The sequence below is a fragment of the Luteibacter sp. 3190 genome, from assembly GCF_031456385.1.
Lineage (GTDB): Bacteria > Pseudomonadota > Gammaproteobacteria > Xanthomonadales > Rhodanobacteraceae > Luteibacter.
The window spans coordinates 582919-604384 of sequence record NZ_JAVDUO010000003.1 but is presented as its reverse complement, the minus strand read 5'-3'; the positions used below and the strand labels follow the sequence as shown (position 1 = coordinate 604384).

Here is a 21466-nt window from a genome sequence, read left to right as displayed (position 1 = left end):
AGCACGCCATGAAGACGCTGATCGCCGGGATCGCCCTCGCCTCCGCCTGCGCCGCCCTGCCCGCGACCGCCGGGCAACTCGATAGCCTCAAGGGGATGATGGGTGGAGGCGGCTCGCTGACCTCGGCCAGCAAGGGCAACGCCGCCGGCATCCTGCAGTACTGCGTGACGAACAATTACCTGGGCGGCGACAGCGGCGCGTCGGGCATCAAGGACCAGTTGCTCGGCAAGCTGGGCACGCACGCCGGGAGCGACGGTGCCGACGGCATTCCCACCGGCGACGTGCAGAACCGCAGTGCGCCCAAGCCCACCGAGGGCAGCTCCGCGGCGGCGCCTACCCAGGACAAGGGGTATCTCGATGGCGCGAAGGGCCTGCTGCGGACGTCCGGCGGCAAGACGCTCGACCTTGGGAGCGCGGGTGGCGCCACCGGCGGCGCGGGCGATGTGAAGGCCCAGCTGACGCGAAAGGTCTGCGACGCCGTCCTCAAGCAGGGCAAGGGCATGCTCGGCATGGGCAAATGACATGACACGACGTGGACGGGACATGGACGTCCCGGCACGTAAACAGGAAGGCCTCCTCCCCACGACCCCGAGGCTTCCCTCATGTCGAAAGCAGCCGCCAGCGATCCGTACGCAATGCGAGATCCGCGCACGCAGTATCCGCAGCCCGATTTCTCCAAGCAGCCGCAGCCGGTACCCGGCCTCGCGCGGGAAATGGTGCCCAAGCCGGACCACGGCGAGACCAGTTACCGAGGCAACGGACGCCTGAAGGGCCGGAAGGCGCTGGTCACCGGCGGCGATTCCGGCATCGGTCGCGCCGCCGCCATCGCGTTCGCGCGCGAAGGCGCGGATGTCGTCATCAACTACCTGCCGGAGGAACAGAAGGACGCCGACGAGGTCATCGCGCTGCTGAGCGGCGAGGGTCATACGATCATCGGCGTGCCCGGCGACCTGGCTGACGAGGCCTTCTGCAAGGAACTGGTCGCGACCACCGTGAAGGAGCTCGGCGGCCTCGACATCCTCGCCAACGTGGCGGGTCGCCAGCAGTTCGCGAAGTCGATCGACGAGCTCGACAGCGAGTCGTTCGAGTCGACGTTCCGCACCAACGTCTTCGCGCTGTTCTGGCTCACCAAGGCCGCCATGCCGCACATGCCGCCCGGTGCCGCGATCGTGAACACCGCGTCGATCCAGGCCTATGAGCCGTCCGATATCCTGCTCGACTACGCGCAGACCAAGGCGTCCATCGTGGCCTTCACCAAGGCATTGGCGAAGCAGGCGGCCGAGAAAGGCATCCGCGTGAACGCGGTCGCCCCCGGTCCGGTGTGGACGCCGCTGCAGCCGAGTGGCGGTCAGCCGCAGGAGAAAGTCGTCGAATTCGGCAAGAACGTGCCGCTCAAGCGGCCCGGACAGCCGGTGGAATGCGCGCCCGTCTACGTGCTGCTGGCGAGCCAGGAAGCCAGCTTCATCACGGGTGAGACGTATGGCGTGACCGGCGGGCACATGTTGCCCTGAGGAACAGCGGCTAAGCCGCGGTGGGAGCACGCTCCCACCGCGATGAGAATGCCTTAACGACGCGCGATGCGGTCGATCGCCTGCATGAGATCCGCGACGCCGTACGGCTTCACGATGATCGCCGTGCGCTCGTCGCGGACGACGCCATTGGCGAGGTGATCGCCCGTGGCGTAGAGCACCGGAAGCGTCGGTTGGGATTCCCGAAGTCGCGCGGCGAGTTCCACGCCGCTGATACCGGGAAGCCCGACGTCGGCCAGCAGGACATCGATCGTCTCCGACGCATGCAGCCGGGTGGCCTCGGTGCCGTCGCCGGCCTCGAAGACGATGTGCCCGCGACTTTCGAGCATCTCGCTGATCGACATGCGGATCAATGCGTCGTCCTCGACCACGAGCACGCGCAGCGGCGCGACCCGGTCCGATTCCGCTGGAGCCACCGCCGCGATGGGATCCGCCGGGCGCTGCCGCGTGGCGAGCACGTGACGGACACGGCGCGCCAGCTGATCGCGCGTATAGGGCTTGCTCAGCAGCTCGACGCCCTCGTCGAGACGGCCGCCGTGGACGATCGCGTTCTCGGTATAGCCGGAAGTGAAGAGCACGGCGATGCCGGGCTGCCGCTCGACCGCCTTGCGCGCCAGCTCGGGACTGCGCAGCGTGCCGGGCATGACGACGTCGGTGAACAGGAGATCGATCGCGATACCGCTTTCGATGATCGAGAGCGCGCTCTGCGCGTCGCGCGCCTTGAGCACGCGATAGCCGAGGTCGCCGAGCATGCCGACGACGGTCTCGCGCACGGCGTCGTCGTCTTCCACGACCAGCACGGTTTCGTCACCACCACGCACGCCTTCCTCCTCGACCGCGACGACGCGGTCCTCGCTCTGCGTCGAACGCGGCAGGTAGATCTTCACGGTGGTGCCGTGGCCGGGTTCGCTGTAGATCTTCACGTGACCGCCGGACTGCTTGACGAATCCGTACACCATGGACAGGCCGAGGCCCGTGCCCCGTCCTTCGGGCTTGGTCGTGAAGAACGGTTCGAAGACCTGCTCGATGATCTCCGGGGGGATGCCGGTGCCGGTATCGGTCACCGCGATCATCACGTACTGGCCCGGACGCAGGTCGCCATGGGCGTCCGCGTAGGTCGCGTCCAGCAGCGCGTTGCCCGCCTCGATCGTGAGCTTGCCCTGCCCTTCCATCGCGTCGCGGGCATTGATCGCCAGGTTGAGCAGCGCGTTCTCCACGTTGCCCGGATCGATGAGCGTGTTCCACAGGCCGCCCGCGACCACGGTTTCCACCTCGATGGCCTCGCCGAGCGCGCGCCGGAGCAGGTCGTCCATGTCGCGGACGAAACGGCCGATGTTCACCACCTTGGGCGCGAGCGGCTGGCGTCGGCCGAAGGCGAGCAGCTGGGCGGCGAGCTTCGTGCCGCGCGTGACGCCGGCCATGGCGTTGGCGACGCGGCGCTCGGCGCGCGCGTTGCCGGCGATGTCCGCCCCGAGCAGCTGGAGGTTGCCGCTGATGACCTGCAGCAGATTGTTGAAGTCGTGCGCGACGCCGCCGGTCAGTTTGCCGATGGCGTCCATCTTCTGGGCCTGGCGGAGCTGGCCGTGGGTGATCCCCAGTGCCATGTCGCCGTCGCCCTGGGTCCAGCCACCATCGACCGCGCCCGCGGGCTGGAAGGTCCCGAGCACCACCGGCCCGAGGGCCTGATCGTTCCAGGCTTCGAAAGCGACCCGCCACGGGCCACCGGTCGCGGTCGCGATCTGGAAGCCGCGCGCGGTGTCTTCATCGGGCGCGGCCAGAGCCGCTTCGACGCGTTCACGCCCCTCGGCGTTCCACATCGACAGGAAGCCCCCTTCGGGCATCCGGCCGGCGGCCCACGCGTTCGCGTACAGGATGTCCCCGGCGGGAGAAAGCGCCACGAATCCATAAGGAAGCGAATCGAGCGACCGGGAGATGAGGCTGTGGTCCTGCAGCGCGAGCGACGGGGGCATCGGGCCTCTATGGGTCCGCAAAAAGAAGTTCACAGTTTATCGTCGGACCCCGGTCAACTTTGTGTAGACGACCTTCACATCGCGCGAAGGGAGGCACGGCGAGGCGTATCAGGGACATAGCAGGTGACCCCACATCTTGTGTTGACCCACCGCAGGTCCGCCTATATCGTGTGTCGCGTTGGTGTCCGGCGAGGCGCGACTGCCCGTCGGACTTAAAAGGGAATCCGGTGCGAATCCGGAACTGCCCCGCAGCGGTAAGTGGAAACGACCCCGTCATCAGCACTGGCCCTCCGGGGGCTGGGAAGCGACGGGCTAGGTCGGCCCGAAGGCCCTCGTCCACGAGTCCGAAGACCTGCCGACAGTCGGTGCCCAGCGCGGCGCCGATTCGTGGTGACGGCTTCCGCGGGGAGGCACGTCGCGGACCGGAGCGCCTTCGTGCGCGCTCCGTCGCGACCCTTTCCGCCCGGCCCGAACCGCGTCGAGACCCGTTCGAGGGAACGGGAGTCCGGACACGGCCCTGGGGCACGCCAATGACGATCACGATGGATTCCTCCGCGCGCGAGCGCACCGAGACGGCCGACGCCGCCGTCACCACTTCGACCACGGCCGCCGGCACGGCGCCGGCCGCCGGCTACCGCAACGACGCGCCGCCGGCCTTTGCCCTGACACCCCCGCACAACCCGGGCCAGATGCGCGTGACCAAGCGCAACGGCGGCCAGGAAGCCGTGGACGTGAACAAGATCGTGCGCGCGGTGACGCGCAGCGCCGACGGACTGTTCGCGGTCGACCCCATGCGCGTGGCGCTGAAGACGATCGGCGGCCTCTACGACGGCGCGACCACCCAGGAGCTCGACCAGCTCTCGATCCGCACCGCGGCGGCGCTCACCGCCGAGGAGCCGGAGTACGGCCAGCTCGCCGCGCGCCTGCTCGCCGCCTTCGTCGACAAGGAAGTGTCGGGCCAGGACATCCACTCGTTCTCGCAGTCGATCTCGACCGGCTTCGAGCTGGGCATCCTCAACGAGCGCCTCCGCGATTTCGTGCAGGTGAACGCGCGCAAGCTCAACGACGCCGTCGATACCTCCGCCTCGCGCCGCTTCGAATACTTCGGCCTGCGCACGGTCTACGACCGCTACCTGCTGCGCCACCCGACGAAGCGGTTCGTCATCGAGACGCCGCAGTACTTCTTCATGCGCATCGCCTGCGCGCTCGGCGGCAACGACGTGGCCGAGACGCTCGAGCTGTACCGCATGCTGTCGTCGCTGGAATACCTCGCCAGCTCGCCGACGCTGTTCAACGCCGGCACCGCGCACGAGCAGCTCTCGTCGTGCTTCCTGCTCGATTCGCCGCAGGACGCGCTGGAGTCGATCTACGCCAAGTACGGCGACGTCGCACAGCTGTCCAAGTTCGCCGGTGGCATCGGCCTCGCCTACTCGCGCATCCGTTCGCGCGGTTCCCTGATCAAGGGCACCAACGGTCATTCGAACGGCCTCGTGCCGTGGCTGAAGACGCTGGACGCTTCCGTCGCCGCGGTGAACCAGGGCGGCAAGCGCAAGGGCGCCGCCTGCGTGTACCTCGAATCGTGGCACGCGGACATCGAGGAATTCCTCGAGCTGCGCGAGAACACCGGCGACGACGCGCGCCGCACGCACAACCTCAACCTCGCCAACTGGGTGCCCGACCTCTTCATGCGCCGCGTGGAGACCGACGGCGACTGGTCGCTGTTCGATCCCAAGATCGTGCCGCACTTCGTCGACACCTGGGGTCCGGCCTTCGACGCCGCCTACGAGAAGGCGGAGGCCGATGGCCTCGCCGTCAAGTCGATCAAGGCACGCGAACTCTATGCCCGCATGCTGCGCTCGCTCGCGCAGACGGGTAACGGCTGGATGACGTTCAAGGACCGCTCGAACGCCACCAGCAACCAGACGGCGCTGGCGAAGAACGTCATCCACCTGTCGAACCTGTGCACCGAGATCCTCGAGGTGACCAACGAGAACGAGACCGCGGTGTGCAACCTCGGCTCCGTGAATCTCGCCCGCCATGTGGTCGACGGCGCGTTCGACTTCGACAAGCTCGCCGCGACCGTGCGCACCGCCGTGCGCCAGCTCAACCGCGTGATCGACCTGAACTTCTATCCGATCGCCACGGCGAAGACGGCGAACCTGAAGTGGCGCCCGGTCGGCCTCGGCGTGATGGGCCTGCAGGACGTCTTCTTCAAGCTGCGCCTGCCGTTCGATTCGGACGAGGCACGCGCGCTGTCGACGCGCATCCAGGAGGAGATCTACTTCCACGCGCTGTCGATGTCGAACGAGATCGCCGAACGCGACGGCGCCCACCCGGGCTTCGACGAGAGCCGCGCCGCCAACGGCGAGCTGCAGTTCGACTACTGGCCGGCCGCGACGCCGACCGGAAAGGACGACCGCTGGGCGAAGCTACGCGAGAACATCAAGGCGAAGGGCCTGCGCAACTCGCTGCTGATCGCCATCGCGCCGACCGCGACGATCGCCTCGATCGCCGGCTGCTACGAATGCATCGAGCCGCAGGTGTCCAACCTCTTCAAGCGCGAGACGCTGTCGGGCGACTTCCTCGTCGTCAACCGTTACCTCGTCGAGGAGCTCAAGACGCTCGGCCTGTGGACCGCGGACATCCGCGACCAGATCAAGCTGGCCGAAGGCTCCGTGCAGGGCATCGCCGCGATCCCGGCCGAGCTGCGCGCGGTGTATCGCACCACGTGGGAGCTGCCGCAGAAGGCCCTGATCGACCTGGCCGCCGCGCGCGGCGCATACATCGACCAGAGCCAGTCGCTGAACCTGTTCATGGAGAACCCGAACATCGGGCAGCTGTCGTCCATGTACATGTACGCGTGGAAGGCCGGCATCAAGACGACCTACTACCTGCGCTCGCGGCCGGCCACCCGTATCGCGAAGACGACGGTCAGTTCCACGGCCGCCGCGCCGGCACCCGTCGCGCCGTCGAAGGACGCGCAGGAACAGGCGGAAGCCGCGGTGTTCTGCTCGCTCGAGAACCCCGAGTACTGCGAAGCCTGCCAGTAAAGCCGGGGCTGGGGGATGGGAATGGGGGGCGCATGGACGATCGCCCGAGGGTTCCGGTGAGGCTCATGTAGCGCCACCGGCCCCGTCGGACTGCCGAGCGCAGCGCCCCCACTTCCCTTCTCCCATCTCCCAGCAGCACCTTTTTCGAATTCCGAGGCCCCACATCCATGTCCGCTTCTCCCATCACCCGCGACACCCACATCCTCGATCCCGGCTTCGAGCTCACGCTGCGGCCGATGAAATACCCGCAGTTCTACGAGATGTATCGTGCCGCGATCCGCAACACGTGGACGGTGGAGGAGGTGGACTTCTCGCTCGACGTCACCGACCTGAAGTCGAAGATGTCCGACGCGGACCGTCACCTGATCCATCGCCTCGTGGCGTTCTTCGCCACGGGCGACACGATCGTGTCGAACAACCTGGTGCTCAACCTGTACCAGCACGTGAATTCGCCCGAGGCGCGCATGTTCCTCTCGCGCCAGCTGTACGAGGAAGCGCTGCACGTGCAGTTCTACCTCACGCTACTGGACACCTACATCCCCGAGCCGGCCGAGCGAAACAAGGCGTTCGCGGCGATCGAAAGCATCCCCTCGATCCGCCAGAAGGGCGAGTTCTGCTTCAAGTGGATCGACTCGATCCAGGACCTCAATCGCCTGGAGACGCGCGAGCATCGCCGTCAGTTCCTCCTCAACCTGATCTGCTTCGCCGCGTGCATCGAAGGCCTGTTCTTCTTCGCCGCGTTCGCCTACGTGTACTACCTGCGTTCGCGCGGTCTGCTGCACGGCCTCGCCTCGGGCACCAACTGGGTGTTCCGCGACGAGTCCGGCCACATGGCGTTCGCGTTCGAGGTCGTGCGCACCGTGCGCGAGCAGGAACCGGACCTCTTCGACGACGAGATGCGCCAGCAGGTCGAGGCGATGCTGGAAGACGCGATCGCCTGCGAAACGCAGTTCGCGGCCGACGTGCTCTCGGGCGGCGTGGCCGGTCTTTCGGTCAACGACATGCGCCAGTACCTCGAATACTGCGCCGACCAGCGCCTGGTCCAGCTCGACATGCCGAAGAAGTACGGCGCGAAGAACCCGTTCGACTTCATGGACCTGCAGGACGTCCAGGAACTGACCAATTTCTTCGAGCGGCGCGTCTCCTCCTACCAGGTGGGCGTGCAGGGCGAGGTGGCGTTCGACCAGTCGTTTTGACAGCGCGATAGTAGGAGCGCGCCCTGCGCGCGACATCTTTTCGCGAAGAGCAACGGGGCCTGTTGCTCGCCGCCTCAAAAGATGTCGCGCGCGAGGCGCGCTCCTACCCGTTATGCGGCGGTGCAACATAACGGGTATACTAGGACAGCCATGACCGAAAACGTCCCCAACCTTCCCGTCGCCCGCCCGACCGAGGCCCGTGTCCTCGAGATCGTCTTTCCGGACCACACCAACCACCTGGGCACGCTCTTCGGCGGCCAGGCGCTGGCGTGGATGGACAAGGCGGCGTTCCTCGCCGCCTCGCGCTACTCGCGGAAGGTCGTGGTCACCGCCCGCTCCGAGCAGGTCGATTTCCACGTCCCGGTGCGCAAGGGCCAGATGGTGGAGCTGATCGCCACGGTCGTCTCGGTGGGCCGCACGTCCATGAAGGTGGACGTCGCCATGTACACCGAGGACCTCATCACCGGTGAGCGCGAGCTGTGCACGCGCGGCACCTTCACGATGATCGCGCTCGACGCCGAGCACAAGCCCACGCCGGTCCACTGACCGGCACCGGGCCCCGGACGGGGGCCTTGACCTCGAGTGCACTCGAAGGGGTAGGCTCGTCGAATGCCTACCTCGATGACCATCGCCGAGGCCGCGCTCGCGACCGGCCTCACGGCGTACACCCTTCGCTATTACGAACAGATCGGCCTGATCGATCCCGTGCCCCGGCGCGGCGGCCAGCGCGTCTACGGCGACACCGACCTGCGCCTCATCGGCTTCGTGGTCCGGCTGCGCGGCACCGGGATGTCCATGCGGGACATCCAGGAATACGTGGGGCTTCGCCGCCTCGGCGAGACGCCGGAGAGCATCCGCCTGCGCGGCGACCTGCTCGCCCGCCACGCCGCCTACCTGCGCGGCCAGCTCGTCGACCTCACCGAGACGATCGCGCGGCTGGACGAGAAGATCGCCCTGTACCGCGCGATCTACCCCGATGAACCCCTCCCCACGCCCGACACGACGGTCCCGCCGGCGTCGACGGCGGACACCCCCTCGAACCGGAGGAAACACGCATGAAGACCCGCCAACTCGGCAAGAACGGACCGGCCGTATCGATCCAGGGACTCGGCTGCATGGGCATGAGCGAGTTCTATGGCCAGGGCGACGAGAAGGAATCGATCGCCACGCTGGAACGCGCGCTCGATCTGGGCATCACGTTCTGGGACACCTCCGACGCCTACGGTCCGCACACCAACGAGGAGCTGATCGGCCGCACGCTCAAGGGCCGCCGCGACGCCGTCTTCCTCGCCACCAAGTTCGGCATCGTCCGCGACCCCGCCGACCCGATGAAGCGCGGCATCAGCGGCCGCCCAGAGTACGTCCGCGCCTCCGTCGAGGGCAGCCTGCGCCGCCTCCAGACCGACCACATCGACCTGTATTACCAGCATCGTGTCGATCGCACGGTGCCGATCGAGGAAACGGTCGGCGCGATGGCCCGCCTCGTCGAGGAAGGCAAGGTGCGCTATCTCGGCCTGTCGGAAGCGTCGGCCGAGTCGATCGCACGCGCGGCGAAGGTGCACCCCATCGCCGCCTTGCAGAGCGAATACTCGTTGTGGACGCGCGACCCGGAGACCACGGGCACGCTCGCCGCCTGCCGCGAAAACGGCATCGCCTTCGTCGCCTACAGCCCGCTGGGTCGCGGCTTCCTGACCGGCGCGATCACGAAGCCGGAGGATTTCGCCGAGGACGACTATCGCCGCGTCAACCCGCGCTTCACCGGCGAGAACTTCACCAAGAACCTCGCGATCGTGGACAAGGTGAAGGCCTTCGCCGCCGACAAGGGCTGCACGCCCGGGCAGCTGGCGCTCGCCTGGGTGATCGCCCGGGGCGACGACGTCGTGCCGATCCCCGGCACGAAGCGCGTGAAGTACCTCGAGGAGAACGCCGCCGCGGCGGACGTGGTGCTCAGCGCTGGGGAAATCGCGGAGATCGACGCGGTGTTCCCGCCCGATTCGGCCGTGGGCGACCGCTACGCGTCGAACATGATGGGATCGATCAACGCCTGACGTTCGCCGGATCCAGGGGCGAACCGGCAGGTGGCCTATAATGGCGGTTTGTACGCAGCTGCAAACCGCCATGTCGTCCCCCGAACACTCCCCGCTGGGCAAGACCACGACCTACGCCGACCGCTACGACGCCGGCCTGCTGTTCCCGATCCCCCGCCAGGGCAAGCGCGACGAGATCGGTGTCGACGGTGCCGACCTCCCCTTCCATGGCGTGGACGTCTGGAACGGCTACGAGCTGTCGTGGCTCGACATGCGCGGCAAGCCCGTCGTGGCCGTGGCGGAGTTCCGTTTCCCGGCGACGACGCCCAACATCGTCGAATCCAAGTCGTTCAAGCTCTATCTGAACAGCTTCGCGCAGGAGCGCATGGCGGGGCCGGACATCGTCCACGACACCCTGCAGCGCGACCTGTCCGCCGCGGCCGGCGGCCGAGCCGAAGTGTGGCTGCGCGCTCCGAACGAGCTGGACGGCTGCCCGCTCGGGGAGCCGGAGGGCCAGCTCCTCGACGACCAGGACCTCGATTTCGACAGCTACGGTCCGCCCCGCGCCGATTTCCTCGGCACGCTGGACGGCGATGCGAGCGAGACGGTCGTGTCCCATCTGCTCCGTTCGAACTGCCCGGTCACCGGGCAGCCGGACTGGGGCAGCGTGCAGATCGCCTATGCGGGCCGCCGCATCGATCACGCGGGGCTGCTCCGCTACCTCGTCTCGTTCCGCAGCCACACGGAATTCCACGAGCAGTGCGTCGAACGCATTTTCATGGACATCCGCGAGCGCTGCGCACCACGCGAGCTCTCCGTGTATGCGCGTTATACACGCCGGGGCGGACTGGACATCAACCCGTTCCGCAGCACCGACGCGAACGCCGTCCCGGGCAACCCGCGCGGGGCGCGCCAGTAAGGATGAATGGCGCATTCATGCGTTCTTCATTGGTCTTGCCTTTAGTTGTATAGCCTGTAACCTGCCGCGGCGACGGGATGCACGCCTGCAGCTCCCGATCCTGTTATCCAAGCACTCTTTGACGGAATCCAAGACATGAAGCTTTCCATGCGTTCGTCCGCCCTCGCCACGGCCACGGTCGCCGGCCTGCTGGTCCTCACCGCCTGCGGCAAGAAGGACGAACAGCAGAACGCCCCGGCCCCGGCGGCCACCGCTCCGGCGGCTGCGACCCCGGCACCTGCCGCCACCGCGCCCGCGACGGCTCCGGCGCCCGCCGCCACCGCCGCCGCGGCGCCCTCGGCGCCGGCCGCCGCCCCGGCCGCTCCCGCCGCCGCCAGCGAATCGCTGAAGGTCGGCTCGGTCACGCTCGGCAACGCCGTCGGCGCGGACAAGAAGGTCGCCAAGGCGAAGAGCACTTTCGCCCCGACCGACAAGACGATCTACGCGTCGGTCGCGACGGAAGGCACCACCGCCGGCGCCACCCTTAACGCCAAGTGGACGTTCCAGGACGGCGAGACCGTCACGACGGTGAGCGACATCAGCCAGTCCATCAGCACCGATGGCCCGGCCGTCACCACGTTCAAGATCCAGAACCCGAACGAGTGGCCGGAAGGCAAGTACAAGGTCACCGTCTCGCTCAACGGCCAGGCCGAGGGCAACGAGGCGTTCGAGGTCAAGAAGAAGTAAGCGCCGTCACCGGCGGTACGACGAAAGGCGCGGCGAAAGCCGCGCCTTTTTTCGTTTCGACGCAAGATTCGTGTAGGCGATGCATAAACGCGGTGAGACGGCGCCTCACCGCTCCGAGACATCTCGTTCAACCCGCCGATGATCGAATGGCGACCGACCTGGCGCGGCAAGCGCGCACAGGCAGACACCGATCGAGGATCCGCCATGAACGAAGACACCCTCAAGGGCAAATGGAAGCAGTTGGAGGGCAAGATGAAGGAACAGTGGGGCAAGCTGACCGACGACGACTTCAAGGTGGCCGAAGGCAACAGCGAGTACCTCGCAGGTAAGGTCCAGGAGCGCTATGGCGTGGCGAGGGACGAAGCGGAACGACAGGTCAAGGATTTCCGCGACCGCATCGATCGGAATTACTGAGCGTCACCCTCCACACCACTCGCCAGGAGAACATCATGTTGCATTGGGCCGTCATCTTTTTCGTGATCGCGCTGATCGCCGCGATCTTCGGTTTCACCGGCATCGCCGCGGGCGCTGCCAGCATCGCGAAGATCCTTTTCGTGGTCTTCCTGATCCTGTTCATCCTTTCCCTGCTCTTCGGCGGCTTCCGTCGCGGTCCCAGGGTGTAGTGCGCGACACCCGCTTCGCCTTTGAAAGCCCCGGCCCCAGACCGGGGCTTTTTTTCGCCACGAAAAACGCGCCGGTACGGCCTATGATCCGCGTCATGTTTGGGAGAGCCCGTCCATGATCCTGTTGCCCACCCTCGACACCATCGCCCGCGTCGACCTGCTCGACGGGCCGACCCCGATCCAGCGCCTGACGCGTATCGAAGAGGCGCTCGACCTCGCCGGCCGTGGCATACGCCTGTTCGCGAAACGCGACGACACCATGACGCTTGGCGGCGGCGGCAACAAGCTGCGCAAGCTGGAGTTTCATCTTGGCCACGCGCGCGCCATCGGAGCGGACACGCTCATCAGCACCGGCGGCCTGCAATCCAATCATGCGCGCCTGACCGCCGCCGCGGCGGCGAAGCATGGCTTCGCGTGCGAGCTCTACCTGTCCCGCATGGTGCCGAAGGACGGCGTCGACTACGCAGCCAATGGCAATGTATTGCTCGACGACCTGTTCGGTGCGAAACCCGTGCTGCTCGCCCGTGGCGAGAACGGCCTTGCTGTCGCGGAGGCTCGCACCGCGGAGCTCGGGCGCGTGGGACGCAAGGCTCTCGTGATCCCGCTCGGTGGATCGACACCGACCGGCGCTCTCGGGTACGCGCGCTGCGCGCGGGAGATCGCGGAGCAGGAGGCGTCGATGGATCTTCGCTTCGATCGTGTCGTCGTGCCGAACGGAAGCAGCGGCACGCAGGCCGGGCTCGTGGCGGGCTACGCGGCGATGGGACGCGATCCGTCCGTCGTTCGCGCCTACTCGGTGCTGGCGGACGCGGCGAAGGCGCGGGCGTCGACGGCGTCGCTCGCGAACGAGACGCTCGTGTTGCTCGGCTTGTCATCGACCGTGGCCGGCGACGACGTGCGGATCGACGACACGCAGCTCGGCGCCGGTTACGGCGTGCCGACGGATGGGATGAAGGCAGCCGTGCGCCTCGCCGCCAGCCACGAAGGCCTTCTGCTCGATCCCGTGTACTCGGGCAAGGCGTTCGCCGGCCTGCTGCACGACCTGCGCACCGGCGCGGTGAGCGATGGCGAGACCGTGCTCTTCGTCGTCACGGGCGGCGTGCCGGGGCTGTTCGCGTATCGGGAAGACCTGGCGAGCTGACGAGATCGCGGCTTGCCAAGTGCACTTCAGCATCCTTGCTTCAGGGCAGTACCACCGTCGCTACCAGGCCACCGCCTTCGCGGTTGGCCAGCGTCAGGTTGCCGCCGATCGAACGCATCAGCTGCAGGGCGATGGCCAGCCCTAAGCCGGCGCCACCGGTGTCGCGATTGCGCGAGGCTTCGAGACGGTAGAACGGCTGCATCACGTCGTCGAGCTCGCCCTCGGGAATGCCGGGACCACGATCCGATACGGTGATGCACAGCGCTCCGCCATCACGGCACACGCCGACTTCGGCCGAGCCGCCGTACTTCACCGCGTTGTCGACGAGGTTGCCGAGGACGCGGCGCAGCGCGCGCGGGCGCACGGTGGCGACGCCCTCGATGCGTCCGGTCAACGTGACGGGCTTGCCGGTGTCCTGGTAGTCGAACACGAGACTTTCGAGGAATGCATGCGCGTCGATGCGTACCGGCGTCTCGTCGCCGCCGTGCGCGCTGCGCGCGTAGGCCACGCCTTCGCGGACGAGGTGTTCCATCTCGGCGAGGTCGGCGAGCAGGCGATCGCGCTCCACGCCCTCGTCGAGCGATTCCGCGCGCAGGCGCATGCGCGTGATGGGCGTCTGCAGGTCGTGCGAGATCGACGCGAGGATGTGCAGGCGCTCCTTGAGGTACTGGCCGATGCGATCCTGCATCGCGTTGAACGCCGACGCCGCGTGGGCGACCTCGGTCGGCCCGTCCTGCGCCATGCGTGGGCCGTCGACCGACGGCGTGATGCCATCCGCCGCGCGCGCGAGCCTAAGCAACGGTCGCGTCGCCTGGCGCACGGCGAACCAGCCGCATGCGAGAAGCACGGCCACCTGCAGCACCAGCACGGCGGGCAACCAGTCCGCCACCGGCATCACGCCACGCGGCGTGATCTCGAGCGTCAGCGGCGAGCCGTCGTGCAACGTGAAATGCACCTGGTAGCGCTCGGGCGAGCGCGACACGGTTTCGCCACGCACGTGGTAACCGGCGCCGACTTCCCTGGCGATCATCTGCGTCACGTCGCGGGCGCGGCGCGTGGTCAACGGCTCGCCCGGATCGCCCGGCCCGAGGATGAAACGGTAATTGTCGCGACGCAGCCGCGGCAGCCAGCTCGCGCGTTCCTCGGGCGCTTCCCGGTCCAGCACGGCCACGGAGGTGCCGACGTCGTTCTCCAGGGTGTTGAGCATGACCGAGGTGGCCGACTGGAAGCGCTCGTAGAGCACGAGCGCCACCGACAGCGCCTGCGCGAGAAGCAGGCCGGTGAAGATGATGAGGTACAGCCGCGAGGCCATGCTCCGCGGCCATGGACGCCAGCCGGACGCGCGGCGCGCCGCCTCGCTCATGGAGCGTCCCCGTGCACGGTCACGGGCATCGAGAACACGTAGCCCTCGCTGCGGACGGTCTTGATGTACGCCTGCTCCCTGGCATCGTCGCGGAGACGCTGGCGAAGACGGCTCACCATCAGGTCGATCGAGCGATCGAACAGCTCGGCGTCGCGGCCCTGCGTGAGGTTGAGCAGCTGGTCACGCGAGAGCACCCGCTGGGGATGATCGAGGAACACGCGCAGGAGCCGGAATTCCGCGCCGCTCAAGGACACCACGGTCCCATCGGCGTCGAGGAGATGGCGCGCCGTCGTGTCGAGCCGCCACTGTCCGAACGAGATCGTGTCGCTGGTCTCGGTGATGCGCAGGTTGGGCGGAAGCATGCGCGTGCGGCGGATCACGGCCTTGATGCGGGCCAGCAACTCGCGCGGTGAGAAGGGCTTGGCGACGTAATCGTCCGCGCCCATCTCCAGGCCGATGATGCGATCGGTCTCGTCGTCGCGCGCGGTCAGCAGCAGCACCGGCACGGCGCGATGCTTGCCGGCGCGAAGGTTGCGGCACAGCGCGAGGCCGTCTTCGCCCGGCATCATGATGTCCAGCACGATGAGGTCGAAGGCCGACGTTTCGAGCTGGGCCATCATGTCGCGGCCGTCGGCCGCCGCGCTGGCGCGCAGGCCGTTCTTGCGCAGGTAGTCGACGACGCCGGTGCGGATGCCATGGTCGTCGTCGACGACGAGAATGTGATCGATGTGTTCCACGCCTGCCAGCTCTCCAACGGTATCGATGCGTTCGGGATCGGCCTCGGCCCACATCATGCCTTCTCCTGCAGGAGCTGGCGCACGCGGTCCTCGGTCTGCTCGTAGTTTCCCTCGCCGAAGTGGCGATACACCACCTTTCCGTTCTGGTCGATCAGGTAGAGCGCCGGCCAGAACTGGTTGCCCCAGGCGTTCCAGGTCGCCAGCTCGTTGTCCTGGGCCACGGGCCAGGTGATGCCGAACCGGCGGATGGCGGCCTGCACCGTCGCCGGATCGCGCTCTTCGTCGTATTCGGGCGTATGCACGCCGACCACCACCAGGCCCTTGTCCTTGTACTTCTCGTAGAGCGCCCTGGTGTGCGGCAGCACGTGGATGCAATTGATGCATTCGTTCGTCCAGAACTCCACGAGCACGACCTTGCCACGCAGGCCCGCCACGGTCAGCGGCGGCGAATTGAACCAGCGGTCGATGCCGGTGAATTCCGGGGCGGGCGTGGCGGCGGTCGATTCGCCCGCACGCGCGGTCTGCCAGTTGCCCGGCCACGCGGCGATCAGCGCGATGGCGACGACGAGCGAAGCGGCGAGGAGACGGAACGATTTCATGGGAAGCACCTCGGATATCAGGGAGGGCGCATCGGTTCTGCGCAGGGTGCCCATTCAACGCCGCGCCGTTATCCGTGGCGTGTCCGCCGGGGTGGCTTTTTGTATCGATACGTACAAGACGCGGGCGACGGTCCGGGGCCGGAGGCGCGTGATTTGTACCGCAATGTATCCGCGCCGATCCGCTACACGTTTCGATGCGCTTGCGCCGCCGCGGGGACACAGCCCGGATACGCCGCCACGGTCTCCTTGCCACACCGGCTGATCCGCAGCCGACACTTCCCAAGGGAAACAGACCATGGCTCAGATCACGAACGTCCTCTACACCGGCAAGACCCACATCACTGGCGGCCGCGACGGCCAGGCCCGCAGCGACGACGGCCGCCTCGACGTCAGGCTGACGCCTCCCGGCGGCCATGGCACGGGCACCAACCCCGAGCAGCTGCTGGGCGCCGGCTGGTCCGCCTGCTTCATCGGCGCGATGGGCCTGGCCGCGGCCGAACGCAAGATCGCCTTGCCCAAGGGTACGGCCGTCGATGCCGAGATCGACCTCGGCACGGGCGAAGGCGGCTACTACCTCCAGGCGCGCCTCAACGTGACGCTGCCCGGCCTGGCCACCGACGTCGCCAACGCGCTGATCCAGGCCGCGCACCGCACCTGCCCGTACTCGAAGGCGACGCGCGGAAACATCGATGTCGAGATCCACCTCGTCGAAGACGTCGCCGCCTGACCCCTCCCCGCCCCCGGTCCGCCGCCACGAACGCCGACGCTCTGCGGCACGCGCTCGCTGGCGGCACCGAGGCTCCCCGGGGTGGGTCGCCTACGTCGAAGACCCATTCCGCTGCATCACGTGCAAGGCACGAGAAGCCTCGACATGCCCCTGATCGATTCACCAAGACGCATCGCGCTACCGCTGCCACCCTGATCCCAGGCGTACCCACTCCGCGTTACCACCCAAGCGAGTACACGACCATGCCCTACCGCTTCCTGCTCGTCGCCGCCATGGCACTCATCGTGGGTGGCATCATCACCCTCGGCGCCTTCGCCAGCGAACCGGCGGTCAGACACGGCGACACATCGCGCTCGCCCGTCTTCGGTGTCGCCCTTCCCGAGGGTTACCGCGACTGGCAGACCATCAGCGTCGCGCACGAGGCGGGCAACAACAACGACATCCGCGTCATCCTCGGCAACGACATCGCCATGAAGGCGTTTCGCGCGGGCACGCTGCCCTATCCCGACGGCACGATCATCGCGCGCCTGGCGTGGAAGTACGAATCGTCCGCGCGCAACAACGCGATCTTCGGCCGCGACCAGTCGTTCGTCGCCGGCGATCCGATCAACGTGCAGATCAGCGTGAAGGATTCGAAGCGCTTCCCCGACACCGATGGCTGGGGCTACGCCCAGTTCGAAAACGACGGCAAGGCCAACCAGAGCGTCGCGCTGGTGAACGCGTGCTACGCATGCCACAAGAAGCTGCCGGCTGCCAGCGATCTCGTCTTCACTTCGTATTCGAAGTGAACCGCGGGAACCACGGAGGAGAAGAATGGCGCGCCTGGAGGGATTCGAACCCCCGACCAATGGCTTCGGAAGCCACTACTCTATCCGGCTGAGCTACAGGCGCGTAACAGCGGACGGGCATTGTAGCGGGTATGACCCCGGCGGCCTAGCCTCCGGATCCGGCCCGGGCGCGGGCCGGCTCGGCGCCCGCCGCCGCGGCGCGCAGGCTTTCCCTGTAGCGGCGGCTGCACGGCAGCACCGTGCCGTCGGCCATGTGCAGGCGGGCGTCGCCGGAGTCCACCGGCTCGATCGAGGTCACCTGGGACAGCTGCACGATGTAGCTGCGATGCGCGCGCACGAACACGGCGGGGTCCAGCCGTGCCTCCAGCGCCGCCAGCGTGCTGCGCAGGGGATAGTCGCGACCGCGCACCCGCAGGTTCACGTAGTTGCCGGACGCCTGCGCCCATTCGATGTCGGCGGTGGCGACGAGGAAGTCGCGGCCGAGCTTGCGCACGAGGAAGCGATCGGGGCGATCGACCGGTTCGACCGCTGGCGCGTCGTCGGGCGCCACCAGCAGGTGCGCCTCGCCTTTCACCTGCCGCCCTACCCACGCGACCAGGTGCCAGAGCGCCACGACGATGAAGAACGTACGGACGTCCTTCAGGTATTCGTAGACGACCTGTAGCCAGAGCGAACCCGGGTCGTAGCCGATGCCCGTCGCGGAGAAGATCGCCAGGCGCAGCAGGTCCATGCCGGCGATGTGGCCGATGCACCAGGCGATGCTGCCGGCGACGTAGAACGGCAGACGACGCCGCCACGTCTCGGCGTGCAGCGGCCAACGGTCGCACGCGCGCAGGAGGAACGGCAGCATCGCCAGCGACACGGCCATGCTGGTGAACTCGTTGGTCGCGATCTCCCATGCCGACGCCGCGATGCCGTGGCGCTCGGCATCGATGCGCAACGTCAGCGTGTTGCTGATCGCGGCGCTGCCGAAGGCAAGTAGCCAGAAGGCGAACATGAAACGTCGGCGGCGCGCGTGGGCGCGATCGAGTTCCATTCCTGGAGGCATGGGTCGGGAGGTCATGGCAGGGATGGTAGCGTGCGCCGATGTGTGCCGAAGGGTGGGAGCCGATCGCTTCGGCGATCCCGCGGCAACGGGCCCGATGGACGGTGACGTGGCACGCTGAAACGAAGAAGGGCGCCTTCCGGCGCCCTTCCCTGTCGTGCTTACTTCGCCTTGTACAGTTCGCCCAGCCAGTCGGGCTTGCTCTTGTCCCGCTCGAGGTGCGGGTACTTGAGGCCGTCGTGGTAGTCGATGCGGATCGTCTTGTACTGGTCGAAGTTCTTCACCAGCAGCTCGATCGGTGCCTTGTCGGTCTTCGCGGCGGTCACGGCATCCTTCAGCGCGTCGCCGTCGAATTCCTTGTTGTTCACCGCGACGATGTGCATGCCCGGCGCGAGGCCGGCATTGAAGGCCGGGCCATCCCAGCGCACGTCGGCGATGTCGCCCTTCGACGACACGGCGAAGCCGGCCGAGTAGGTCAGGTCGACGTAATGGCGGCGCGCCTCGATGGCCTTCGACGCTTCCGACGGCTTGTCGTTGTAGACGAGCTTCCAGCCGCCGCGCTCGATGCCTTCCAGGTCGCCCTTGTGGCCGTCGACGCGGTCGCGCAGGTACTTCGCCCAGTCGTACGGCGCGATGCCGTTGAGCGTCGAGACCACTTCCTCGAACGTGTACGGATTGACCTTCCAGTCACCGTCCTTCATGCCGAAGAACGCCTTCGCGAAATCGTCCAGCGAACGCTTGTTCTTCGTCAGCTCGCGCAGCTTGGTGTCCACGTCGAGCCAGATCATCTGGCCGCCCGAATAGTAATCCTCGCTCATCGAGTAGTTGCGGTACGAGAGCGGGCGACGCTGGGCGATCGTGGGATCGTTCGTCGTGTCCTGGATGTTGCGCCAGGCGAGACCCGGACGGCCCTTGTCGTAGGTGGCGGCGACGAACGCGAGCATGTCGCGCGCCTGGTCCTGCGAGAGCAGGCCCGAGCGGGCGGCGACCACGTTGCCCCAGAACTGCGTCTGGCCTTCGTAGACCCAAAGGAGGCTGTCGCCCATCGGCACGTTGAAGTTCGGCGTGGCGAGATCGGCGCCGCGGCGGTACTTGCCGTCCCACGAGTGGTTGTACTCGTGCGCGAGCAGGTCGCGACCGACCCAGCTCTTGTCCCACTCGGTGAAGTAGTTGGGCGACGCGCTGTTCTCGGACGAACGATGGTGCTCGAGACCGATGCCGCCGAGCTTGTCGGTCAGCGCCAGCAGGAAGTCGTAATGGTTGTAGTGACGCGCGCCATAGAGCTTGTCCATCTGCTGGACGAGCTTGCGATGGATGTCCAGCGCTTCGGGCTTGATCTCGAGCGACTTGGCGCTGTCGGCGACGATGTTCAGGTGCACCGGCGAGCGGCCGTTCGGGTCGAGGTCGACGCGCTTGAAGTAGCGGCCGGCGAAGATCGGCGAGTCGACGAGGTTGTCGTAGTCGATCGCCTTGAACGTGACGGTGTCGCCGCTCTTGCTGGCCTGTTCGAGCGCGGTGCCGAACTGGAAACCGGCCGGGAACTTCACGGTCGGCTCGACCTGGATGCGGTCGGCGCGGTATCCCGCCGGATACAGCGAGACCTGGTTCCACTGCACGTTGACGATGTCGGGCGTCATGACGATGCGGCCGCCACGGGTGTCCTGCGGTGTCAGCGTCTGGAATTCGACGTCGACGGACGTCGCGCCGGCAGGGACGTCCACGTGGAACGCGTACACGTTGTACTCGTCGCGCTTCCACTCGATGCGCTTGCCGCCAGCCGTGACGATGAGGCCGGCGAACTGGTCGATCGGGCCGCTCGGCGAATGGTGACCGGGGATCCACTCGGGGAACAGCAGCGTCAGCGGGCCCGGCTTCGCGGGAACGGTCTCATGCACGCGGAAGATGCGGCGATCGAGATCGGTCGCGTCGACCGTCACCTTCAGCACGCCGTCGAAAGCGACGTCCTGCGGCGCCGGCACGGTGGAAAGATCGTCCGCGCGAACGGCGGTGGCGCCGACGCCCGCGAGGGCGGCCAGCAGCGCGGAAGCAAGCATGGTGGATTTCAAGTCGTTCTCCCCTGGGGAAAATGGTGGTCGCCCTTTCTTCCCTGCGAGCGGATCGGCGCCGCCCCGAGGGCCCTGCGCAAGCCTTCGATCCTAAACGGCGGGGAGGGGGGCGCCCCATGCCAGAGGTCACGGTCGGCCCCGGTGGATATGTCGTAAGATTCGGTGCCCGCGCGAGCGGGACCGCACGGCGCAGGAGCCGGCGGACATCATCAGGAACAGGGAAACCCATGCAAAAGGTATTGTGTCTGGCGGCGCTGGCCGCCGTTTTCGGCGCGGCTGCCGCGCCGGTTTGCGCGCGTGGCGACGGGTTCATCGCCGTCTCGGCCGGGCAATCCCGCACCTCCATCGACGGCCAGTCCAGCGACTTCGGTCCTGACGACCATGGCGCCGGTTACCACGCCGACAAGAAGGACACGATGTTCGGCGTGATCGGCGGCTATCGCTGGACCATCGACGAGGTCTGGTCGATCGGACCCGAAGCGGGCTACGTCGATCTGGGAGGCGCCGACTACAGGGGGTCGAACGGCAGCATCATCCTTCCGTTCGATATAAGGACCAAGCTCACCAACAAGGCGGTCCTGCTGGGCGCGAACTCGAAGTGGCTGATCGGCGACGGCTGGTCGCTGACGCTACGTACTGGCCTGGCACGCACCCGCAGCGAACAGAAGTCCAGCTACGAGTACGTGGGTGTGATCGTCCTGCCGGGCCAGCATAGCCGGCACGATCGCAGTACGTCGAACGACACCGGCTTTTACGGCGGGCTCGCCGTTGGCTACGACTTCACAGACAACTTCGGCGTGACGCTCGGGTACGAGCACTACAGCTTCCGCTTCCACACCCATAGCGAACGTTCGTCCGACTTCGACCAGAACATCGGAGCGTGGGCCGCGGGTGCCGAATTCCGGTTTTGATGGCGTCCTGACACTTCATGCGCGATGACGGGCCGCTCACGCGGCCCTT

21 protein-coding genes, 1 tRNA gene and 1 riboswitch are annotated in these 21466 nt (G+C 67.2%); of the genes, 15 read left to right on the top strand and 7 right to left on the bottom strand.

The window, feature by feature from the left end:
• Nucleotides 1-8: 8 nt before the first annotated feature.
• Together J2X58_RS15520 and J2X58_RS15515 are read left to right on the top strand one after the other, a co-directional pair.
• Nucleotides 9-521 carry a DUF2501 domain-containing protein gene (locus tag J2X58_RS15520; protein ID WP_218143110.1) on the top strand — a complete coding sequence of 171 codons (513 nt, stop codon included), beginning with the start codon at nucleotides 9-11 and terminating at the stop codon, nucleotides 519-521.
• Nucleotides 522-602: 81 nt separating this feature from the next.
• Nucleotides 603-1511: an SDR family oxidoreductase gene (locus J2X58_RS15515; protein WP_090058566.1), complete on the top strand. Its 909-nt coding sequence runs from the start codon at nucleotides 603-605 to the stop codon at nucleotides 1509-1511.
• A gap of 53 nt (nucleotides 1512-1564) precedes the next feature.
• On the opposite strand, the gene J2X58_RS15510 is transcribed toward J2X58_RS15515, so the two are convergent.
• Entirely contained in the window at nucleotides 1565-3499 is a 1935-nt protein-coding gene (locus J2X58_RS15510) for a response regulator (RefSeq protein ID WP_310049181.1), read from the bottom strand.
• Nucleotides 3500-3661: 162 nt separating this feature from the next.
• A riboswitch (cobalamin riboswitch) is annotated at nucleotides 3662-3874 on the top strand.
• A gap of 167 nt (nucleotides 3875-4041) precedes the next feature.
• On the opposite strand from J2X58_RS15510, the gene J2X58_RS15505 reads away from it, so the two are divergent.
• The 10 genes from J2X58_RS15505 (at nucleotide 4042) to J2X58_RS15460 (ending at nucleotide 13181) form a co-directional block, all read left to right on the top strand.
• Nucleotides 4042-6549: a ribonucleoside-diphosphate reductase subunit alpha gene (locus J2X58_RS15505; RefSeq protein ID WP_310049180.1), complete on the top strand. Its 2508-nt coding sequence runs from the start codon at nucleotides 4042-4044 to the stop codon at nucleotides 6547-6549.
• A gap of 167 nt (nucleotides 6550-6716) precedes the next feature.
• On the top strand, nucleotides 6717-7745 hold the full coding sequence (locus tag J2X58_RS15500) for a ribonucleotide-diphosphate reductase subunit beta (protein ID WP_090058575.1): 1029 nt from the start codon (nucleotides 6717-6719) through the stop codon (nucleotides 7743-7745).
• A 150-nt stretch (nucleotides 7746-7895) separates the two neighbouring features.
• Entirely contained in the window at nucleotides 7896-8291 is a 396-nt protein-coding gene (locus J2X58_RS15495; RefSeq protein ID WP_090058578.1) for an acyl-CoA thioesterase, read from the top strand.
• Nucleotides 8292-8354: 63 nt separating this feature from the next.
• The gene (locus J2X58_RS15490; RefSeq protein WP_310049178.1) at nucleotides 8355-8804 is read left to right on the top strand and encodes a MerR family transcriptional regulator; all 450 of its coding nucleotides are present in this window, start codon (nucleotides 8355-8357) and stop codon (nucleotides 8802-8804) included.
• Complete coding sequence (locus J2X58_RS15485; RefSeq protein WP_310049177.1) at nucleotides 8801-9793, top strand: aldo/keto reductase; 993 nt, start codon at nucleotides 8801-8803, stop codon at nucleotides 9791-9793. Before J2X58_RS15490 ends, J2X58_RS15485 begins: the two co-directional genes overlap by 4 nt.
• Before the next feature lie 70 nt (nucleotides 9794-9863).
• Complete coding sequence (gene queF, locus J2X58_RS15480) at nucleotides 9864-10691, top strand: NADPH-dependent 7-cyano-7-deazaguanine reductase QueF (protein ID WP_310049176.1); 828 nt, start codon at nucleotides 9864-9866, stop codon at nucleotides 10689-10691.
• A gap of 135 nt (nucleotides 10692-10826) precedes the next feature.
• Nucleotides 10827-11417, top strand: a complete 591-nt coding sequence (locus J2X58_RS15475; protein ID WP_310049175.1) for a hypothetical protein — start codon at nucleotides 10827-10829, stop codon at nucleotides 11415-11417.
• A gap of 204 nt (nucleotides 11418-11621) precedes the next feature.
• The gene (locus J2X58_RS15470) at nucleotides 11622-11831 is read left to right on the top strand and encodes a CsbD family protein (RefSeq protein ID WP_090058589.1); all 210 of its coding nucleotides are present in this window, start codon (nucleotides 11622-11624) and stop codon (nucleotides 11829-11831) included.
• 35 nt (nucleotides 11832-11866) lie between these two features.
• The gene (locus tag J2X58_RS15465; RefSeq protein WP_029213207.1) at nucleotides 11867-12040 is read left to right on the top strand and encodes a DUF1328 family protein; all 174 of its coding nucleotides are present in this window, start codon (nucleotides 11867-11869) and stop codon (nucleotides 12038-12040) included.
• Between the two features lie 115 nt (nucleotides 12041-12155).
• Complete coding sequence (locus tag J2X58_RS15460; protein WP_310049173.1) at nucleotides 12156-13181, top strand: D-cysteine desulfhydrase family protein; 1026 nt, start codon at nucleotides 12156-12158, stop codon at nucleotides 13179-13181.
• A gap of 40 nt (nucleotides 13182-13221) precedes the next feature.
• Here the strand turns inward: J2X58_RS15460 and J2X58_RS15455 are convergent, their stop codons facing one another.
• From J2X58_RS15455 to J2X58_RS15445, 3 genes are read right to left on the bottom strand one after another with little or no spacing between them, the layout of a single operon-like run.
• The gene (locus J2X58_RS15455) at nucleotides 13222-14493 is read right to left on the bottom strand and encodes a HAMP domain-containing sensor histidine kinase (RefSeq protein ID WP_310049171.1); all 1272 of its coding nucleotides are present in this window, start codon (nucleotides 14491-14493) and stop codon (nucleotides 13222-13224) included.
• A gap of 47 nt (nucleotides 14494-14540) precedes the next feature.
• Nucleotides 14541-15281, bottom strand: coding sequence for a response regulator (locus tag J2X58_RS15450; protein ID WP_310049226.1), 741 nt, complete (start codon nucleotides 15279-15281; stop codon nucleotides 14541-14543).
• A gap of 53 nt (nucleotides 15282-15334) precedes the next feature.
• Nucleotides 15335-15880: a thioredoxin family protein gene (locus J2X58_RS15445; protein WP_310049168.1), complete on the bottom strand. Its 546-nt coding sequence runs from the start codon at nucleotides 15878-15880 to the stop codon at nucleotides 15335-15337.
• Between the two features lie 295 nt (nucleotides 15881-16175).
• Between J2X58_RS15445 and J2X58_RS15440 the strand changes: the two genes are divergently transcribed.
• On the top strand, nucleotides 16176-16607 hold the full coding sequence (locus tag J2X58_RS15440; protein ID WP_090175226.1) for an organic hydroperoxide resistance protein: 432 nt from the start codon (nucleotides 16176-16178) through the stop codon (nucleotides 16605-16607).
• 242 nt (nucleotides 16608-16849) lie between these two features.
• Nucleotides 16850-17395: a cytochrome P460 family protein gene (locus J2X58_RS15435; protein WP_310049166.1), complete on the top strand. Its 546-nt coding sequence runs from the start codon at nucleotides 16850-16852 to the stop codon at nucleotides 17393-17395.
• A gap of 26 nt (nucleotides 17396-17421) precedes the next feature.
• On the opposite strand, the gene J2X58_RS15430 is transcribed toward J2X58_RS15435, so the two are convergent.
• From J2X58_RS15430 to J2X58_RS15420, 3 genes are all read right to left on the bottom strand, one after another.
• A tRNA-Arg gene (locus J2X58_RS15430) sits at nucleotides 17422-17498 on the bottom strand.
• A gap of 42 nt (nucleotides 17499-17540) precedes the next feature.
• The gene (locus tag J2X58_RS15425; RefSeq protein WP_310049165.1) at nucleotides 17541-18392 is read right to left on the bottom strand and encodes a LytTR family DNA-binding domain-containing protein; all 852 of its coding nucleotides are present in this window, start codon (nucleotides 18390-18392) and stop codon (nucleotides 17541-17543) included.
• Between the two features lie 209 nt (nucleotides 18393-18601).
• Nucleotides 18602-20506: a M61 family peptidase gene (locus tag J2X58_RS15420; RefSeq protein ID WP_310049164.1), complete on the bottom strand. Its 1905-nt coding sequence runs from the start codon at nucleotides 20504-20506 to the stop codon at nucleotides 18602-18604.
• Nucleotides 20507-20733: 227 nt separating this feature from the next.
• Here J2X58_RS15420 and J2X58_RS15415 point away from each other — a divergent pair, with 227 nt between their 5' ends.
• A complete protein-coding gene (locus J2X58_RS15415; RefSeq protein ID WP_175472913.1) occupies nucleotides 20734-21417 on the top strand; it encodes an outer membrane beta-barrel protein in 684 nt (227 codons plus the stop codon).
• Nucleotides 21418-21466 lie beyond the last annotated feature (49 nt).

What these genes read in the sequence shown, in the direction of transcription:
- J2X58_RS15485 (WP_310049177.1), top strand. Translation starts at nt 8,801, where the DNA reads ATGAAGACCCGCCAACTCGGCAAGAACGGACCGGCCGTATCGATCCAG.
- J2X58_RS15445 (WP_310049168.1), bottom strand. Translation starts at nt 15,880, where the DNA reads ATGAAATCGTTCCGTCTCCTCGCCGCTTCGCTCGTCGTCGCCATCGCG.
- J2X58_RS15460 (WP_310049173.1), top strand. Translation starts at nt 12,156, where the DNA reads ATGATCCTGTTGCCCACCCTCGACACCATCGCCCGCGTCGACCTGCTC.
- J2X58_RS15415 (WP_175472913.1), top strand. Translation starts at nt 20,734, where the DNA reads ATGCAAAAGGTATTGTGTCTGGCGGCGCTGGCCGCCGTTTTCGGCGCG.
- queF (WP_310049176.1), top strand. Translation starts at nt 9,864, where the DNA reads ATGTCGTCCCCCGAACACTCCCCGCTGGGCAAGACCACGACCTACGCC.
- J2X58_RS15465 (WP_029213207.1), top strand. Translation starts at nt 11,867, where the DNA reads ATGTTGCATTGGGCCGTCATCTTTTTCGTGATCGCGCTGATCGCCGCG.
- J2X58_RS15515 (WP_090058566.1), top strand. Translation starts at nt 603, where the DNA reads ATGTCGAAAGCAGCCGCCAGCGATCCGTACGCAATGCGAGATCCGCGC.
- J2X58_RS15510 (WP_310049181.1), bottom strand. Translation starts at nt 3,499, where the DNA reads ATGCCCCCGTCGCTCGCGCTGCAGGACCACAGCCTCATCTCCCGGTCG.
- J2X58_RS15440 (WP_090175226.1), top strand. Translation starts at nt 16,176, where the DNA reads ATGGCTCAGATCACGAACGTCCTCTACACCGGCAAGACCCACATCACT.
- J2X58_RS15500 (WP_090058575.1), top strand. Translation starts at nt 6,717, where the DNA reads ATGTCCGCTTCTCCCATCACCCGCGACACCCACATCCTCGATCCCGGC.
- J2X58_RS15475 (WP_310049175.1), top strand. Translation starts at nt 10,827, where the DNA reads ATGAAGCTTTCCATGCGTTCGTCCGCCCTCGCCACGGCCACGGTCGCC.
- J2X58_RS15505 (WP_310049180.1), top strand. Translation starts at nt 4,042, where the DNA reads ATGGATTCCTCCGCGCGCGAGCGCACCGAGACGGCCGACGCCGCCGTC.
- J2X58_RS15495 (WP_090058578.1), top strand. Translation starts at nt 7,896, where the DNA reads ATGACCGAAAACGTCCCCAACCTTCCCGTCGCCCGCCCGACCGAGGCC.
- J2X58_RS15425 (WP_310049165.1), bottom strand. Translation starts at nt 18,392, where the DNA reads ATGTTCGCCTTCTGGCTACTTGCCTTCGGCAGCGCCGCGATCAGCAAC.
- J2X58_RS15435 (WP_310049166.1), top strand. Translation starts at nt 16,850, where the DNA reads ATGCCCTACCGCTTCCTGCTCGTCGCCGCCATGGCACTCATCGTGGGT.
- J2X58_RS15520 (WP_218143110.1), top strand. Translation starts at nt 9, where the DNA reads ATGAAGACGCTGATCGCCGGGATCGCCCTCGCCTCCGCCTGCGCCGCC.
- J2X58_RS15470 (WP_090058589.1), top strand. Translation starts at nt 11,622, where the DNA reads ATGAACGAAGACACCCTCAAGGGCAAATGGAAGCAGTTGGAGGGCAAG.
- J2X58_RS15490 (WP_310049178.1), top strand. Translation starts at nt 8,355, where the DNA reads ATGCCTACCTCGATGACCATCGCCGAGGCCGCGCTCGCGACCGGCCTC.
- J2X58_RS15455 (WP_310049171.1), bottom strand. Translation starts at nt 14,493, where the DNA reads ATGGCCTCGCGGCTGTACCTCATCATCTTCACCGGCCTGCTTCTCGCG.